Raw genomic sequence first — 15,313 nt, 5'->3', positions numbered from 1 at the left:
TTTCAAGCGCCTCCGTACTTGCCGGTTGGCGCTTGGTCGAAACTAGGCCGCCATCTCCAGCTCGATCGGCTGGATTTCGCCGGCAAGGTACAGGCGCTTGGCCTTGGCGCGGCTAAGCTTGCCCGAACTGGTGCGCGGGAGCGTGCGCGGCGGCACGAGTTCCACCACACAGTTCATGCCGGTCACGCCGCGAACCTTGTCGGCGATCTGGTCGCGCAGCTTGATGCGTTCGTCATGCTCGGACACGCGGCAGTGGACGAGCACGGCGGGCGCTTCCTCGCCATTGTCGGTATCGATCGAGAATGCGGCGATATCCCCGTGGTTGAAGCCCGGAAGCTGTTCCACGGCCCATTCGATATCCTGCGGCCACAGGTTCTTGCCGTTGATAATGATCATGTCTTTCGCGCGGCCGACGATGAACAAATAGCCATCGGCGAGATAGCCCATGTCTCCGGTGTCGAGCCAGCCATCGACGAGGCAGTCGTTTGTGGCTTCCTCGTTGCGGAAGTAGGAATGCATCACGCTCTTGCCGTGACACCAGACCTTGCCGATCTGGTGGTCGCCCTTGGCGTTGCCCTTCTCGTCACGGATTTCGACATCCATGCCGGGAATCGCCTTCCCGCAATTGACGATGGCGCGGTAGCGCGCGGGCTTCGACAGGTCGCGCGGGCGGCCCGAAAGGCGCTCTTCCTCGACCAGTTCGACACGGATACCTTCGCCCGGAGGCATGACGGTGACGGCCAGCGTGGCTTCGGCAAGGCCGTAGCTGGGCGTGAAGGCATTGGCCTTGAAGCCTGCCTCGGCAAAGGCATTGACGAAATTCTGCATCACGTCGGGACGGATCATGTCCGCGCCATTGCCCGCAGTCCGCCAGCGCGACAGGTCGAAGCGATCCGCGACGTGGCTCTGGCTGGAGATGCGGCGCGCGCAGATGTCATAGCCGAAGGTCGGCGAATAGCTGAGCGTCGTGCCCTTGTTGCGGCTGATCAGGTCGAGCCAGGCAAGCGGGCGGCGCGCGAAATGTTCGGTGCGCAGGAGGTCGACCGAAACCTGGTTCGCGATCAGCGACAGGAAGCAGCCGACAAGGCCCATGTCATGGTACCACGGCAGCCAGCTGACGACGCGGTCGTTGGTACCGATATCCATCGACTGGGCATGGCCGCGCAGATTGTGCAGCAGCGCTTCGTGCGTGACCGCGACACCGGTCGGGAAGCGGGTCGAGCCCGAGGAGTACTGAAGATAGCTGATATCGTCGGGCTTCGCTTCGGGAAGCTCGCACTCCGGGCCTTCGCGGCTGGCGAACTCGTCCCAGGTCTCGCCCTCGCAGCCCTGTTTGTCGGCCGCTGCCTTGGCCATTTCGGCGATGTCCGAAGGATAGAGCAGGATGCGCGGATCGCTGCTCTGCAGCTGGACCGCAAGCTGGTCGATATAGCTTTCCTTGCCGCCAAAGGTCGTGGGCAGCGGCAGCGGCACCGGCCAGGCACCGGCATAGATGCAGGCGCAGAACATGGCGGCGAATTCGGGGCTGGTCTCGGCGACCAGGGCCACGCGCTCGTTCTTGCCGATCCCCGAAGCGATCAGCTTGTACGCCAGTTCATGGGCATCGCTTCGCATCTCGGCATAGGTATAAACGCGTGACAGATTGCCGCGCGGATCGTGGAAATTGAGCCCCTTTTCGCTGCGGGCAGCGTAATCGATGGCGTCGTTAAAGGTCGCGAAGTCGCTCCTGCGTCGCGGCAGGTTGCAGTCGTTCGGCGTCGGCGTCAAAACGGCGTCGTTCATGGCTTTGTTATGATACCTTTTGAAAATCAGTGCCTTACGGCGACCCTAATGTAGTATTGTGCCGCTCTCCCTATAGCGGCCCGTCACTTGACGTTTCCCAATCGATAAGGAGTGTGGCAAGAATATGGCCGATGGTTGAAGCTTCCGCAACATCTCGTCGCACTCGCCGCCCGTCCAAACCGCTTGATCGCACGCGGCTGAACGATCTCGCGCTGCATTATGTGGCGCGTTTCGCGACCTCTACCGGCAAGTTGCGCAGCTATCTCCAGCGCAAGCTTCGCGAGCGTGGCTGGGAGGATGACGCTCAGCCGGATATCGAGGCGCTGGTCGAGCGGTTTGCGGAAAAAGGCTATGTCGATGACGAAGCCTATGCTCGATCCAAGGCCAACGGACTGCTGTCACGGGGCTATGGCGCGCGGCGGGTCGAGCAGACCCTGCGTGCGGCCGGCATCGAAGAACAGCTACGCAGCGATACCGCACCGGAAGAAGCCGAGGCGCGGCAAGCGATCGTGGCGCTCGCCAAACGGCGGCGGTTCGGACCCTTTGCCGCTGCCCGACACGACGAAACGGTCGAAGAAGCGCACAAGCGGCGCGAAAAGCAGCTTGCCGCAATGATCCGCGCGGGCCATTCATTCGAGCACGCGCGCCGCGTCAGCGAAGCGCCATCGATCGAGGATCTGGAGAATTGGGCATGGGACGCACAGGATTGAAATTGCGGGGCATTGCCATCGCACTCGGGGCGACGGCGCTTGTAGCCTGTTCGCCGCAACCCACGGCCGAGGCGACGCCTGCCAGTGCAGAAAAGCAGGCTGCAGCCAGCGTTCATCCGGTATCGGGCCTTGAGATCATTCCGGTCACCGTGACCAGCGGCGACGATGTTCACCAGTTCCGGGCCGAGCTGGCGGCCAGCCGCGAAGCGCAGGCGAAGGGCCTGATGTTCCGGACCGAGCTCGGCGACTGGGAAGCAATGATCTTCCCGAGCGACCAGCCGACCGCACGCAGTTTCTGGATGAAGAATACGCCGATCCCGCTCGATATCATCTTCATCGGCACCGATGGCCGCATTCTCAATATCGCTGCCATGACCGAGCCCTATTCGCTCGAATCGGTCTATTCGGTCGGCTCGACCAGCGGCGTGCTCGAACTGCGCGGCGGCAGGGCGGAAGAACTGGGCATCGAGCCCGGCGACCTCGTGGAGTGGTAAAAGCGTGCTGGCGCCCTCGCTAGATGCTTGGCCTGCGCGCGCGAATCAGCTAGGCGCGCGGCCATGAGTTTCCTCGGCAAGATCTTCACCTGGTGGAATGGTGCCACCATCGGAACGCTCCTGTGGAGCTGGCGCAACGGCGAAAAGGTCGGCAGCGACGCGCAGGGCAATGAATATTTCCGGTCCAAGCCCAAGAAGGGCCAGCGCGAACGTCGCTGGGTGATCTATTCCGGCAGCAACGATGCCAGCAACGTGCCGAGCGAGTGGCATGGCTGGCTGCACGGCTCTTTCGATGATGTGCCCGAAAGCAACCTTCCGCCGCCGCGCATCTGGGAAGCCGACTTCACGCCGAATGCCACCGGTACGGCCGCTGCTTATCGTCCGCAGGGCGCGCTGGAAAAGGGCGGCAAACGCGCCCGTGCCGTGGGCGACTACGAAGCTTGGTCGCCGGACGCCTGAGGATGCTGCGCGCGGGCGCATTGCTGGCCGGCGTCGCCTTGCTGGCCGCCTGTTCGGACAATCCGGACGATCCGACGGCGCCGGCGCCTGTCGAAACCGAAATTCCCGAAGAACTGCAAAGTGCCGGACCGCCCGCGATCGTGGCCGAGGAAGCCGGGATCGGCACGCCGATGGAAGAGCGTGTCGCCACCATCGGCCTGCTCAACAAGCGCAACAATCTGAGCCAGGACCTGGAGCTCAAGCCCGGCGAACAGCAGCGTGTCGGTGATGTGATCGTCCGGGTGAGCGCCTGCGAGCGCACTGCGCCGTGGGAGTATGACAAGGACGAGGGCGCCTTCGTCCAGCTGCTCGTGCTCGAACGCGGCAGCGAAAGCGATTTCCGCAAGGTATTTTCCGGCTGGCTCTACAAGAACAAGCCTTCGATCAACGTGGTCGAGCACCCGATTTACGACGTGTGGGTCAAGGCCTGCGCGATGGAATACCCGGGCGAAGAGTGAGCGTTCGCCGCGGCAATCGCCTGCGGTATTCTCCCCGAAGGAATGCCGCGGGCCGAATGCAGCAGCCCGAGATATTGCGACTGCGGCATGGCGACCGCGCCCAGTGAGGCGAGGTGGTCGGTCATGAACTGGCAGTCGAGCAACACATAGCCGGAAGCCCGCATCGCCGCGACCAGCCATGCAAGCGCGACCTTGCTCGCATTGTCGGCGCGCGAGAACATGCTCTCGCCGCAAAATACCCGGTCGAAGGCGACGCCGTAGAGGCCGCCGACCAGCCTGTCCCCCTCCCACACTTCGATGGAATGGGCATGGCCCTGTTCCTGCAGCGCGATATAGCTCGCCTCGATCTGGTGGCTGATCCAGCTTTCGGCATGTTCTTCGCGCGGTTCGGCGCAGGCGGAGATGACGGACGGGAAATCCCTGTCGCAGGTCACGCGGTACCGGTCCTGACGGATGACCTTTTTCAGGCTCTTCGACATGCGGAAGCCATCGAGCGGGATGATCGCCCGCTCGCGTGGTTCGACCCAGTAGACCTCGCGGTCGTTCCGGTGGTCGGCCATAGGGAAAATGCCGCTGCGATAGGCGCGCAGGAGCAATTCTGCCGGAATCAGGTCGGGAACGGGGGCATGCATGGCGTGATTGAGCCTAACAGTTTGTGCGCGCGTGCGATACGTGTCTTGCCAAGTGCGCGCACCTCTACTAATGCGCGCGCTTCCGGCTGCAGGGGTGTAGCTCAGCTGGTAGAGCATCGGTCTCCAAAACCGAGGGCCACGGGTTCGAATCCTGTCACCCCTGCCATTTTCTTCCATTCTGCTTGTCGCCCGCGTCGCTGCGCTTTATCGCGCTGACCCATGACAGAAGAAGAAAAACGCCAGCGCGATCTGAAGGATCGCAAATTCTACCCGGCAGAAAAAGAAGCCGAATTCGAAAAGAAGGGGCTGGAGCAGCATACGCCGCAAACGGCGCATCCGTCCTACAAGCTTGCATTCCAGGACAAGGATTTCCTCCTGCGCGAGGAATTGCGCCCTGTCCGTTTCCAGCTTGAACTGCTCAAGCCAGAAATGATCCTGGATGAAGCCAATGTCGGCTCCACCATGGTCATGTACGGCAGCGCCCGCATTCCCCCGCCCGAGGCCGCCGAAGAGGCACTGGCCGGCGCCAAGGACCTGCCCGAAGACGAGCGCAAGGTCGTCGAGAGCCTCGTCGCGAAGAGCAAGTATTACGGCGAAGCTCGTAAACTGGCCCGGATGGTCACTGAAAAGTCGATCATCGAAGACGGCAAGCGCCAGTTCGTCGTCTGCTCCGGCGGTGGCCCCTCGATCATGGAAGCTGCCAATCGCGGTGCCAGCGATGCGGGCGGCGAATCGATCGGCCTCAACATCATCCTGCCCCACGAGCAGGCGCCCAACCAGTATGTGACGCCTTACCTTTCGCTCAACTTCCACTACTTCGCGCTGCGCAAGATGCACTTCCTGCTGCGTGCCAAGGCAGTCGCCGTGTTCCCGGGCGGTTTCGGTACTTTCGACGAATTCTTCGAGCTTCTCACGCTGATCCAGACGGGCAAGATGAAGCCCATGCCGATCCTGCTTTTCGGCAAGGATTTCTGGAGCCGGGTGGTGAATTTTGAGGCGATCGCCGAAGAAGGTACGATCTCGAAAAAGGATCTCGACCTGTTCCGCTGGGTGGAAACTGCGGACGAGGCCTGGGAAAAGATCTCCGGTTTCTACGGCCTCGAACGCTAGGCCTCGTCGGGAGTGGACAGCTTGCGCACCGCATGGTGGCCGAGCGGTCCGCTCCCCTCACCGAAGCCGGGTGCCTGCTCGATCGCTGCATAGGTAAAGGCGCGCGCGATCCGCACCGCATGGGTCAGCGGCTGGCGCATGGCGAGCAGCGTGGCAAGCGCGGCCGAAAGCGTGCAGCCCGTGCCATGCGTGTGGCGCGTGTCGATCCGCGAATGGCCGAAGCTGGCAAGCTTGCCGCTGGCCGATACGACATAGTCGATCACCTGATCGCCTTCGCCATGCCCACCCTTGGCCAGCACCGTGGTGTCGTGTTTGCGCGCCAGATCCAGTGCCGCCTCGAACACTTCCTCGCTGTCGACTTGCGCGCGCCCTGTCAGGGCCGCGAGTTCGGGCAGGTTCGGCGTGACCACGGTCGCGATCTTCATCAGCGCATCGAAGCCTGCGATAGTGGCCTCGTCGGCAAGGACCGATCCGCTGGTGGCGACCATCACGGGGTCGAACACGATGGGCCCTGCGAAGGTGTCGAGCCGTTGGGCAAGCCTTTGCGCAATTTCGGGCGATCCGAGCATGCCGATCTTGATCGCATCGACACCGATATCGCCGATACAGCTCTCGACCTGCTCCATCACAAGGTCGGGATGCATTGCGCCCACCTGCTGTACCCCGCGCGTATTCTGCGCGGTGACCGCGGTGATCGCGGTCATGGCGTAGCCGCCGAGCATGGCGATCGTCTTGATATCGGCCTGTATGCCCGCGCCGCCCGAACTGTCGGACCCGGCGATGGACAGGATGCGGGGAGGGGAGGTGAACTCGCTCATCCCTTGAACTTGCGCTCCGTGGACGGCGGGAATTTTTCCTGAAGCTTGGCGGCACGGGTGGGGCGATCCATCAGCTCGCCGCCGCAATTGGGGCAGAGATCATCCAGCGCATCGCTGCAATCGGCGCAGAAGGTGCACTCGAAGCTACAGATAAATGCGCCGGGTGCCTCGGCGGGAAGGTCCGTACCGCAGCGTTCGCAATCGGGACGCATTTCCAGCATCAGACGGCCTTTCTCACGGCATCGCAAATGCGGTCTACGACGGTCTCGACCTGCGCGGCGTCGTCGCCTTCAGCCATCACGCGGATTACCGGTTCGGTGCCCGAGGGCCGGATCACGAGACGTCCGCAGCCCTCAAGCTCCTTCTCCGCCTCGGCGATCACGGACTTTACCGTTTCATTCTCGAGCGGCTTGCCGCCCGAATAACGCACGTTCTTGAGCAGCTGCGGGACAGGATCGAAGACATGGAGCAATTCGCTCGCCTTCTTTCCGGACCGCACCACGCTGGCGAGGATGCGCAGCGCCGCTACGGTACCGTCCCCGGTGGTCCCGAAATCGGTCAGGATCATGTGGCCCGACTGCTCGCCGCCGACATTGAAGCCGCCTTCCTTCATCCGTTCAAGGACATAGCGGTCGCCGACCTTGGTCCGCTCCAGCGTGAGGCCGATACTGTCGAGATAGCGTTCGAGGCCGAGGTTGCTCATGACCGTGGCGACCACGCCGCCGCCCTTGAGATCGCCGCGTGCGTGCAGGCGTGTAGCGATCAGCGCCATGATCTGGTCGCCGTCGACCGCCTCGCCCTTCTCGTCGATGACGATGAGCCGGTCGGCATCGCCGTCGAGCGCGATACCGATATCGGCGCTTTCCTCGACCACGCGGGCCTTGATCGCATCGAGAGCGGTCGAACCGACCCCGTCATTGATGTTGGTGCCATTGGGCGAGACGCCCATGGCGATGACTTCCGCACCCAGTTCCCAGATCGCGCTGGGGGCGACCTGGTAAGCGGCGCCGTTGGCGCAATCGACTACGACCTTGAGGCCATCGAATCGGATATCGGTGGCGACCGACTGCTTGACCGCGTGGATATAGCGACCGGCGGCATCGTCGATCCGGCGGGCACGGCCGATCCGGCGCGGTTCGACCAGCAGCGGTTCTTGCCCGAGCAGGCGTTCGATAGCCGCTTCGGCCTCGTCCGACAGCTTGTAGCCATCGGGTCCGAACAGCTTGATGCCGTTATCCTCGAAGGGGTTGTGGCTGGCGGAAATCATCACGCCGAGATCGGCGCGCATTTCATGGGTCAGCAGCGCGATCGCAGGCGTCGGCAGCGGCCCGGTCATGATCACGTCCATGCCAACGCTGGTGAAGCCGGCCACCAGCGCGCTTTCCATCATGTAGCCCGACAGGCGCGTGTCCTTGCCGATTACGACGCGGTGGCGATGCCCTCCGCGCAGGAAATGCGTGCCTGCCGCCTGGCCGACCCTCATCGCGGTCGCGGCGGTCATTACGCCTTCATTGGTGCGCCCGCGAATACCGTCGGTGCCGAAAAACTTGCGCGACATCCGGATCCCCTTGTCTGTCTGCGGCGCCCTTCTGACGCGGAAAAGTCACGAAGAAAAGACTGCTCACCCCCCTTTCCGTTCCTTTCGCCGCAGCTTAGTGCAACTTCGCGCGCTCTGGTGCGTTAGGGTCGCAACGGAATTATATTCACACCAACCCAAGAGGGGACAATTCGCATGGCTTTTGAGCTGATCGACCTTCCTTACGACGACACGGCGCTGGAACCGGCCGTGTCCGCAAAAACGCTGAGCTTCCATCACGGCAAGCACCACAAGGCCTATATCGACAAGACCAATGCCGCGATCGAAGGCACCGACCTTGCCGGCAAAAGCCTTGAAGAAGTGATCGCTTCGGCGCGCGGCAGCAACCAGGGGCTGTTCAACAACTCGGCGCAGAGCTGGAACCACGGTTTCTACTGGCACTCGATGGCTGCGGAAGAAACTGCGGCTTCGGACGAACTCAAGAGCATGATCGACGATGCTTTCGGTTCGGTCGACAATCTCAAGAGCAAGCTCGCTGAACGCGGCGCCGGCCATTTCGCCAGCGGCTGGGTCTGGCTTGCGGTCAAGGATGGCAAGCTCACCATCGAGGAAACGCATGACGGCGATACGCTGGCCGACCAGGACGGCGTGAACCCGCTGCTGGTCATCGACCTCTGGGAACATGCCTATTACCTCGACCACCAGAACGCGCGTCCTGCCTATCTCGACGCGGTCAATGGCAAGCTCAACTGGAGCTTCGCGAGCGAAAACCTCGTTCGCGGCACGGCATGGACCTATCCCTGCTGATAACTGCCGCCATCGGTAGGTAAAGAAGGCCCGCCGCGCTCCTGCGCTGCGGGCCTTTTACGTATCGGGGTTATCTTGCGACATCTCCAGGACGTTGTTGGCGAACAGCGGCTCGCCGAAGATGAAGCCGACGAGGTTGGGCCGTCCGACATGGTCGAACAGTGCCGTCAGCATCAGCAGGATCGGCACCGACAGCAGCGCGCCGAAAATGCCCCAGATCCAGGTGAAATAGGACAGCGCGATCAGGATCATCACCGGGTTCATGGTGAAGCGCGCGCCGAGGATCGACGGCGTGATGACATTGGCCTCGATCGTATGGAGCCCGAGATAGGCCGCCGCTGGGATCAGGCCGATGAAGATGGTTTCCGTCGTCGCGATACCGAACAGCGCGAGCAGCGCGATCATGAGCGTCGGGCCGATATAGGGCAGGAAATTGAGGATCGCGGCCAGACCGCCCCACATGATCGGCGCGTCGACACCCAGCGCCCACGCACCCAGCGCGACGATCACACCAACGCCGAGATTGATGAGGCCGACGGTCAGGATATAGGCCGCGACGCGATCCTGCACCTCGCGCAGCACGCGCGCGGCCTTGATGCTTGTGCCGAAGCTGGTGCGCCCGAACAGCAGGCGCTGGCGCAGGCGGACACGCGCTTCGATCATGAAGAATGTCATGAGCAGGGTAAGGATCGTCTCGATCACGAAGCTCGGTGTGGCGAAGGCGAGTTCTTCCAGCAGGCTGGGCGTCGCCACGACGACTTCGCGTTCCTCGCCGCGGCTCATGAGGTCGGCGAGCTGGTCGTTCATCTGCCCGATCCACGCGAAACGGTTGCGCAATTCGGTAAACCGGTCGGCCACGTTCTGCACCATGGTCGGCAGTTCGTCGAACAATGTCACCGCCGGTTGCAGGATCAGCGCGAGCGCCAGCAACAGGATGGCGAAGAAGAACAACAGTGAGGTCAGCGATGCCAGGAGGTTGGGAAAGCCCCAGCCATTGAGCCTGTCGGCGAGGGGCGAGAGGATGACGGTCAGGATGATTGCCGTGACCACCGGCAGGAACACGACCGAACCGATCGAAAGAACGAAGGGCAGGGCGAAGAACAATCCGAGCCCGATCAGTACCACCAGGGCCGAAATCAGGCGCAGTTCCTGTTCGGCGAACGCAAGGCGCCGTCCGCGAACCGCAGGGGCCGGTTCGCTGGCGGTGCCGTCGCTGATCTGATCGCCGTCGCTCATCGCTTCCTTGTGTGCCGCGATGTCAGGGCGAGGGCAAGAACCCTCAACTGCGCGCCGCTACGCCCTGGCCGGCCGCCACATCGTCGAGCTCCTCGAGAATGGCGCGGTGGGCAGTGTCGTCATCGATAGAGCGCTTGGGGATCGAGCCGTCGGCAAGCATCGTGTTGAGAGCTGAGCGGGCGCGGCCCACTCGGCTCTTGATGGTGCCGACTGCGCAGCCGCAGATATTCGCGGCTTCCTCGTAGGAGAACCCGCCTGCCCCGACGAGCAGCAAGGCTTCGCGGCGCTCGGGAGGCAGCGTCAGCAGCGCACGGTGCATATCCGACAGGTGAATCGGTTCTTCCTGCCCGGCAGGAGCGGTCAGGACGCGCTCGGCGACGGTCTCGTCATACTCGCCGCGAAAGCGATTGCGGCGCATGTCGGTGAGATAGGCGTTGCGAAGGATCACGAAGGTCCATGCACGCATGCTGGTGCCCGGCTGGAAGCGTTCCTGCGCGGCCCATGCCTTGAGCAGGGTTTCCTGCACCAGATCGTCGGCCATGTCGGCGCGGCCGCAAAGCCCGCGGGCGAATGCGCGGAGGTGCGGCACCACCTCGGTGAGTTCGCGTTTGAAGTCGGCCTTTTCGGAAGCCGTCCGTTCCGTAGCCCCCATCAGTCCTTGGCATCCAGTTGCGAGAGTAGATCCTTGAAGGTGTCCGGCAGAGGTTCTTCTACCACCGAATCATACAGCTTGCGCAGGCCATTGGCCCATTCGGGCTGCGCTTCCTTGCGACGCGGGATTTTCGCGTCGTCGGAGCCCTTCTCGGGCTGATTTTCTGAAGTTTTCGAAGCGTTCATCGCTTTTGGTAACGTCCTTGCCATTCCGGAGGAGGCCTCGCGCGCGATGCACGATATAGCCCCCGGTGTTCGATCCCATGTGCACGCTGAACGCAACCGGGGCGATTACGTTCCATTCTCGATGCAAAAGACTTGGCAGCCGTGGAACAATCTGCGCACCTGAGGATAGTAGGCGCACACAGGCAGTTCTAGTGAGTTAACACACTGGTCGAAACCATTCTCATGGCTAGGGGGAAGCGCAAGCGATGGCTCGTGGAATATCCGCGCGCCGCGCCGCTTGCCATTTTTGCGCTTATCGCGGCGATCACCGTCCTGGCTGTCTTTTCGATCGAGCGCGGCGAGCGAGTCCGCGATACTGCCGAACTCAACCGCCAGGCGATTACGATGGCCGCGGCTATCGAACGGCGCGCCTATTCGAACTCGTCATTTCTCCGCGCCGGTGCCGCCCTGTTCGGGGCGCAGGACCAGGTCACGGCAGAAATGTTTCGTACCTTCGTTTCCGAACTTCGGCTCGACGCGGATTATCGCGGCGCTGAAGGTATCGGCTGGGCTCCTGCCATCGGCACCTCGCAAATCACCCAGTTCGAGCAAGCCCTGAACGAAGGGCGGGTCGGTCTGACGAAGATCACGCCATCGCTCGAACAGCAACCGCGCCGGCAACTCGTCCCGATCCTTTATCTCCAGCCCGATACGCTGCGGAACAGGCGCGCGCTGGGATTTGACATGTATTCCGAAGAGGTCCGCCGCGAAGCGATGGACGAAGCAACCCGTACCGTCAGGCCAACTGCCTCCGGCCGGATCACGCTGATGCAGGAAGGCGGCGGTTCGGATGCCGGCTTTATCATCTATATGCCTGTTTTCGACGGTTTCGGTGCGTCCCGCAGTCTCAAGGGCTTCATCTACAGCCCGTTCAACGCGTCGCAGTTTCTCTCGTCGGCCGCCGACCTCACGCGAGGGAAAGATGCCTCGATCAGGCTCTACGATATTCGCGGTGACGAGCGTCAGCTGATGGCGCAACTGGAAGGTTGGAGGGAGGAGGGCGAGACGGTCGAACGTGAGGTCGATCTTGCAAATCGGACGATGGTCCTCGTGGTGCAGTCCGGCCGTGACGGCGTCCTTTCGCCCCTGTCCATGATCACGCTGTTGTTCGGTCTTGCGGTCGCCAGCCTCCTGCTGGTCGTCGCCCGATTGCTGACCCGACAGGCACAGGAAGATAGCCGCTCGCTGGAATGGTTCGCCGAGCAGAACTCGATCCGCAATTCGCTAACCCGTGAACTCAACCACCGGGTGAAGAACACGCTGGCCAATGTGCTGTCGATCGTGGCGCTGACGCGCCGCCGCGCGGAATCGCTGGATGAATTTGCTACCGGCATCGACAATCGCATCCGTGCACTTTCGGCGACGCATGACCTCTTGACCAATTCCGAATGGGGTACCACGCCGATCGCATCGGTCGTCCATGTCGAGTTGGCGCCCTATGCCAATGACGATGATCACATGGTGGAGATCAGCGGTCCCGATGTCGAGCTGGCGCCGAACGATGCCCTATCGCTGGGCCTCGCGATCCACGAACTGGCGACGAATGCCGCCAAATACGGCGCGCTCAGTCGCACCGGAGGGAAAGTCGAGGTGCGCTGGTTGCTCGTGAACGATAAGCTCGCACGGATCCATTGGGTGGAGAGCGGCGGTCCCGAAGTTTCACAGCCTGAAAAGCGCGGTTTCGGCACCGACCTGATCGAGAAGATCGTTGCGCACGAGCTGCGCCATCCGGTGGAACTCGACTTCGATCCCGAAGGTGTGCGTTGTTCCTTGCTGGTCCCGGTCAGGGAGCCGAGCGAATTCGAACTGCGCAGCTCCTCCCCTTCCACCAGGGGGCACTGAACCGCGCGGGGCTACCATGCGCTGCCCCAGCTTCTTCCCATTCTCGAGGCAAAAAGAAAGGCCGCCCGGATCGTCTCCGGGCGGCCTTTCCCCTTTTGACTTCTCGTCTGCTCAGCCGAGCGGTCGGCTCGATCCGAAGAACAGGGCCTGGCTGATCGCCGCGCGCACTGTCTGTTCCTGGAACGGCTTCGTCACGAGATAGGTCGGCTCGGGACGGTCGCCGGTCAGCAGGCGTTCGGGATAAGCGGTAATGAAGATCACCGGCACGCTATCGATCGCAAGGATGTCGTCGACCGCATCGAGTCCCGAAGAGCCATCGGCGAGCTGAATATCCGCGAGCACGAGGCCCGGTGTCTTCTCGGCGACGACTTCCTGCGCCTGTGTGCGCGTTGCAGCGGTACCGCAGACTTCATGGCCGAGGGAGGTCACGAGGTCTTCGAGCTGCATCGAGATGAGCGGCTCGTCTTCGATGATCAGCACGCTGGTCGAGCTTTCGCGGTCGATTTCGCCGACCGCTTCCTGCACGAGGCGTTCGACTTCCTCGGCCTCTAGATCCATGATCTCTCCGGCCTGCTCGACGCTGAAATCTTCCAGCGTGGTCAAAAGCAGGGCCTGGCGGTTGAGCGGAGTGATGGACTTCAAACGGTTCTGGGCGGCGCCTTCGTGGCTGCCGCTTTCGCCCTCGTCGCTCACATCGAGATAGGCACTGGCCCATACCTTGTTGAAAGCGCGATACAGCGGCACGCGGCCACCTTCGAGCGAAGACTTGAGCTGTTCATCCGCCAGCGCTGCCTCGAGGGTGGCGCGAACGAAGGCATCTCCGGTTGCCTGCGATCCGGTCAGCGCGCGCGCATAGCGGCGCAAGTAAGGCAGGTTTTTAGCAATCTGGTCACCAAGCGACATATAACCCCTTCCGTGGTTTGCGCGTGGAGAACGCCCGTGCGCGAGTTAGGTTCCGTAAGCTACTGGCAGATTGCCGCGATTTGACAAAAGACATATTTGCTCCGACGAAACGCTCCGACGAAACGCTCCGGCGAGAACTGGATTTCGCCACACATGGGGGTGCTGCGGTGTTTGAAGTCTCCGATCCTTATAATTGCCTGAAATGCCCGCTCCAGGATTGCCGCGGCTTGCGCCCGCTGGAGGATCGGCAACGGGCATATATGAACAATTTCAAGGACGGCGAGGTCCGCTGCGAGCGTGGCGACACCGTGCTTTGCGAGGGCGATCATGCGCGCTCTCTCTATACCGTACTCGAAGGCGTGCTGATCCGTTACCTTTCGCTGGAAGATGGCAGGCGCCAGATCGTGAACTTCATGTTTCCGGGGGATCTCGTCGGACTTCAGGGCGCTTTCGACGAACCGGCGAGCCACACGGTCGAGGCACTGATCCCGGCCCGCCTGTGCGTTTTCCCGCGGGCCGATTTCACATCGCTGATCAAGGAGCACCCGCGCCTCGGCTACGATATTACGTGGTTGGCAGCGAAGGAGGAGACCGAGCTTGAAGGCCACATCGTCTCGCTCGGCCAGCGCAGCGCGAAGGAGCGGGTCGTCTATCTTGCCACCTGGCTTCTCGACCGTGCGCTTGCGACGGGGGTAGCCGATGAAGGAAACACGCTGTCGATACCCGTCACCCAGTCGCAGATCGCCGACATGCTGGGCCTCTCGCTCGTCCACACAAATCGCACTATCCGAGCGCTCGACCGCGAAGGCCTGGTCGAATGGAGCGCGCGCGAATTGTGCGTGCCCGACCTTGAAAAGGCGTCGGATTATTCGGGTTTCGACCGCAGCGGTCGCAGTACACGTCCGTATATCTAGGGCGCAAAATAGCCTTTCAAAAAAAATTGATCTGATCGGGGAACCCCATTCCTGCTGGGTCATTTAGCTTATGTCACCGCCGAGACCCCCCCTCCCGTCCAAGCGGCTGGTGATACGATCCCGAAAGGCCTTCGCTCCTAGAGAGCGGAGGCCTTTTTTCTTGTATGGCCACACGCCGTGTCTGCCGGGCGCAGGGAAGGCCCCCGCTTCAGGCGGATCGGCACTGGGCCTTGGCGAATTTACTTGGCTGTGAGGGCGCCGCGCAGGCGCGAGAAAATGCCGGTGCGCTCGGGCCTGCCGAGTAGCTCTACGAGGTCCGCAGGGTCGTACGGCTTTTCCAGCACGCAACCCAGGGCCACGATCTCTTCCGGAATGTCTTCGGGCGATCCGGTCGAGAATATGATCCGCGGTCCGTCGGGCCCGAGCGTGCGCAGCAGTTCTGCAATCGCCCAGCCGTCGTCCCGGTCGGACAGGTGCACATCGAGCACGATCGCATCGGGTCGCTTGCGGCGGAGTGCCTCCAGCGCGGTTTCGGTGCTCGCGCAAAGCTCGATCTTGCCCACGCCCGCATCGTCGAGCGCATTTTCGATGGTCATCGAGAGGATGGCATCGTCTTCCACCACGAGGACGTGAGGGGGCAGCTTTTTCGCTGCTTTTTTATTGCCGCTGCGCTTCATGGTGATCCGTGAATACCGG

General features: G+C 62.3%; 18 protein-coding genes and 1 tRNA gene. 9 read left to right on the top strand and 10 right to left on the bottom strand.

The features are described from left to right. Positions 1–42: 42 nt before the first annotated feature. Positions 43–1,782, bottom strand: a complete 1,740-nt coding sequence (locus K3136_RS06130) for a fatty acyl-AMP ligase (protein WP_221431986.1) — start codon at positions 1,780–1,782, stop codon at positions 43–45. A 131-nt stretch (positions 1,783–1,913) separates the two neighbouring features. Here K3136_RS06130 and K3136_RS06125 point away from each other — a divergent pair, with 131 nt between their 5' ends. The 4 genes from K3136_RS06125 (at position 1,914) to K3136_RS06110 (ending at position 3,942) form a co-directional block, all read left to right on the top strand. Beyond that, a complete protein-coding gene (locus K3136_RS06125) occupies positions 1,914–2,492 on the top strand; it encodes a regulatory protein RecX (protein ID WP_221431985.1) in 579 nt (192 codons plus the stop codon). Then, on the top strand, positions 2,474–2,986 hold the full coding sequence (locus K3136_RS06120) for a DUF192 domain-containing protein (RefSeq protein ID WP_221431984.1): 513 nt from the start codon (positions 2,474–2,476) through the stop codon (positions 2,984–2,986). Before K3136_RS06125 ends, K3136_RS06120 begins: the two co-directional genes overlap by 19 nt. 63 nt (positions 2,987–3,049) lie before the next feature. Further along, the gene (locus K3136_RS06115) at positions 3,050–3,445 is read left to right on the top strand and encodes an NADH:ubiquinone oxidoreductase subunit NDUFA12 (protein ID WP_221431983.1); all 396 of its coding nucleotides are present in this window, start codon (positions 3,050–3,052) and stop codon (positions 3,443–3,445) included. Between the two features lie 2 nt (positions 3,446–3,447). Beyond that, positions 3,448–3,942: a DUF2155 domain-containing protein gene (locus K3136_RS06110; RefSeq protein WP_221431982.1), complete on the top strand. Its 495-nt coding sequence runs from the start codon at positions 3,448–3,450 to the stop codon at positions 3,940–3,942. Here K3136_RS06110 and aat read toward each other — a convergent pair. Next, positions 3,891–4,574 (bottom strand): leucyl/phenylalanyl-tRNA--protein transferase, encoded by a 684-nt coding sequence (gene aat, locus K3136_RS06105; RefSeq protein ID WP_221431981.1) that lies wholly within the window; start codon positions 4,572–4,574, stop codon positions 3,891–3,893. The two genes, K3136_RS06110 and aat, sit on opposite strands and share 52 nt — an antisense overlap. A 90-nt stretch (positions 4,575–4,664) precedes the next feature. Here aat and K3136_RS06100 point away from each other — a divergent pair. Beyond that, a tRNA-Trp gene (locus K3136_RS06100) sits at positions 4,665–4,740 on the top strand. A gap of 53 nt (positions 4,741–4,793) precedes the next feature. After that, positions 4,794–5,684 carry an LOG family protein gene (locus K3136_RS06095; RefSeq protein ID WP_221431980.1) on the top strand — a complete coding sequence of 297 codons (891 nt, stop codon included), beginning with the start codon at positions 4,794–4,796 and terminating at the stop codon, positions 5,682–5,684. Here K3136_RS06095 and thiD read toward each other — a convergent pair. The 3 genes from thiD to glmM are packed head-to-tail and all read right to left on the bottom strand — an operon-like array spanning position 5,681 to position 8,060. Next, positions 5,681–6,502: a bifunctional hydroxymethylpyrimidine kinase/phosphomethylpyrimidine kinase gene (gene thiD, locus K3136_RS06090; RefSeq protein WP_221431979.1), complete on the bottom strand. Its 822-nt coding sequence runs from the start codon at positions 6,500–6,502 to the stop codon at positions 5,681–5,683. The two genes, K3136_RS06095 and thiD, sit on opposite strands and share 4 nt — an antisense overlap. Next, complete coding sequence (locus K3136_RS06085) at positions 6,499–6,723, bottom strand: DUF1272 domain-containing protein (RefSeq protein WP_221431978.1); 225 nt, start codon at positions 6,721–6,723, stop codon at positions 6,499–6,501. The genes thiD and K3136_RS06085 overlap by 4 nt, the downstream gene beginning before the upstream one ends. Then, entirely contained in the window at positions 6,723–8,060 is a 1,338-nt protein-coding gene (glmM, locus tag K3136_RS06080; RefSeq protein ID WP_221431977.1) for a phosphoglucosamine mutase, read from the bottom strand. Before glmM ends, K3136_RS06085 begins: the two co-directional genes overlap by 1 nt. A gap of 174 nt (positions 8,061–8,234) precedes the next feature. On the opposite strand from glmM, the gene K3136_RS06075 reads away from it, so the two are divergent. Beyond that, on the top strand, positions 8,235–8,846 hold the full coding sequence (locus K3136_RS06075; protein WP_221431976.1) for a superoxide dismutase: 612 nt from the start codon (positions 8,235–8,237) through the stop codon (positions 8,844–8,846). A 57-nt stretch (positions 8,847–8,903) separates the two neighbouring features. Here the strand turns inward: K3136_RS06075 and K3136_RS06070 are convergent, their stop codons facing one another. The 3 genes from K3136_RS06070 to K3136_RS06060 are packed head-to-tail and all read right to left on the bottom strand — an operon-like array spanning position 8,904 to position 10,919. After that, positions 8,904–10,082 (bottom strand): AI-2E family transporter, encoded by a 1,179-nt coding sequence (locus tag K3136_RS06070; protein ID WP_221431975.1) that lies wholly within the window; start codon positions 10,080–10,082, stop codon positions 8,904–8,906. 43 nt (positions 10,083–10,125) lie between these two features. Next, on the bottom strand, positions 10,126–10,734 hold the full coding sequence (locus K3136_RS06065; protein WP_221431974.1) for a sigma-70 family RNA polymerase sigma factor: 609 nt from the start codon (positions 10,732–10,734) through the stop codon (positions 10,126–10,128). Further along, complete coding sequence (locus tag K3136_RS06060; RefSeq protein WP_221431973.1) at positions 10,734–10,919, bottom strand: NepR family anti-sigma factor; 186 nt, start codon at positions 10,917–10,919, stop codon at positions 10,734–10,736. The genes K3136_RS06065 and K3136_RS06060 overlap by 1 nt, the downstream gene beginning before the upstream one ends. A 222-nt stretch (positions 10,920–11,141) precedes the next feature. On the opposite strand from K3136_RS06060, the gene K3136_RS06055 reads away from it, so the two are divergent. Further along, entirely contained in the window at positions 11,142–12,800 is a 1,659-nt protein-coding gene (locus K3136_RS06055) for a CHASE domain-containing protein (RefSeq protein WP_221431972.1), read from the top strand. A gap of 111 nt (positions 12,801–12,911) precedes the next feature. On the opposite strand, the gene K3136_RS06050 is transcribed toward K3136_RS06055, so the two are convergent. After that, positions 12,912–13,703 (bottom strand): response regulator, encoded by a 792-nt coding sequence (locus K3136_RS06050; protein ID WP_221431971.1) that lies wholly within the window; start codon positions 13,701–13,703, stop codon positions 12,912–12,914. Positions 13,704–13,963: 260 nt separating this feature from the next. On the opposite strand from K3136_RS06050, the gene K3136_RS06045 reads away from it, so the two are divergent. Then, on the top strand, positions 13,964–14,617 hold the full coding sequence (locus K3136_RS06045) for a Crp/Fnr family transcriptional regulator (RefSeq protein WP_221431970.1): 654 nt from the start codon (positions 13,964–13,966) through the stop codon (positions 14,615–14,617). Between the two features lie 239 nt (positions 14,618–14,856). Here the strand turns inward: K3136_RS06045 and K3136_RS06040 are convergent, their stop codons facing one another. Beyond that, the gene (locus tag K3136_RS06040) at positions 14,857–15,294 is read right to left on the bottom strand and encodes a response regulator (protein ID WP_221431969.1); all 438 of its coding nucleotides are present in this window, start codon (positions 15,292–15,294) and stop codon (positions 14,857–14,859) included. Between the last annotated feature and the right edge of the window lie 19 nt (positions 15,295–15,313).

Origin of the sequence: Qipengyuania gelatinilytica, assembly GCF_019711315.1 — a bacterium.
In the GTDB taxonomy this organism is placed as follows: Bacteria; Pseudomonadota; Alphaproteobacteria; order Sphingomonadales; family Sphingomonadaceae; genus Qipengyuania; species Qipengyuania gelatinilytica.
This window is presented reverse-complemented; position numbering and strand designations above follow the sequence as displayed.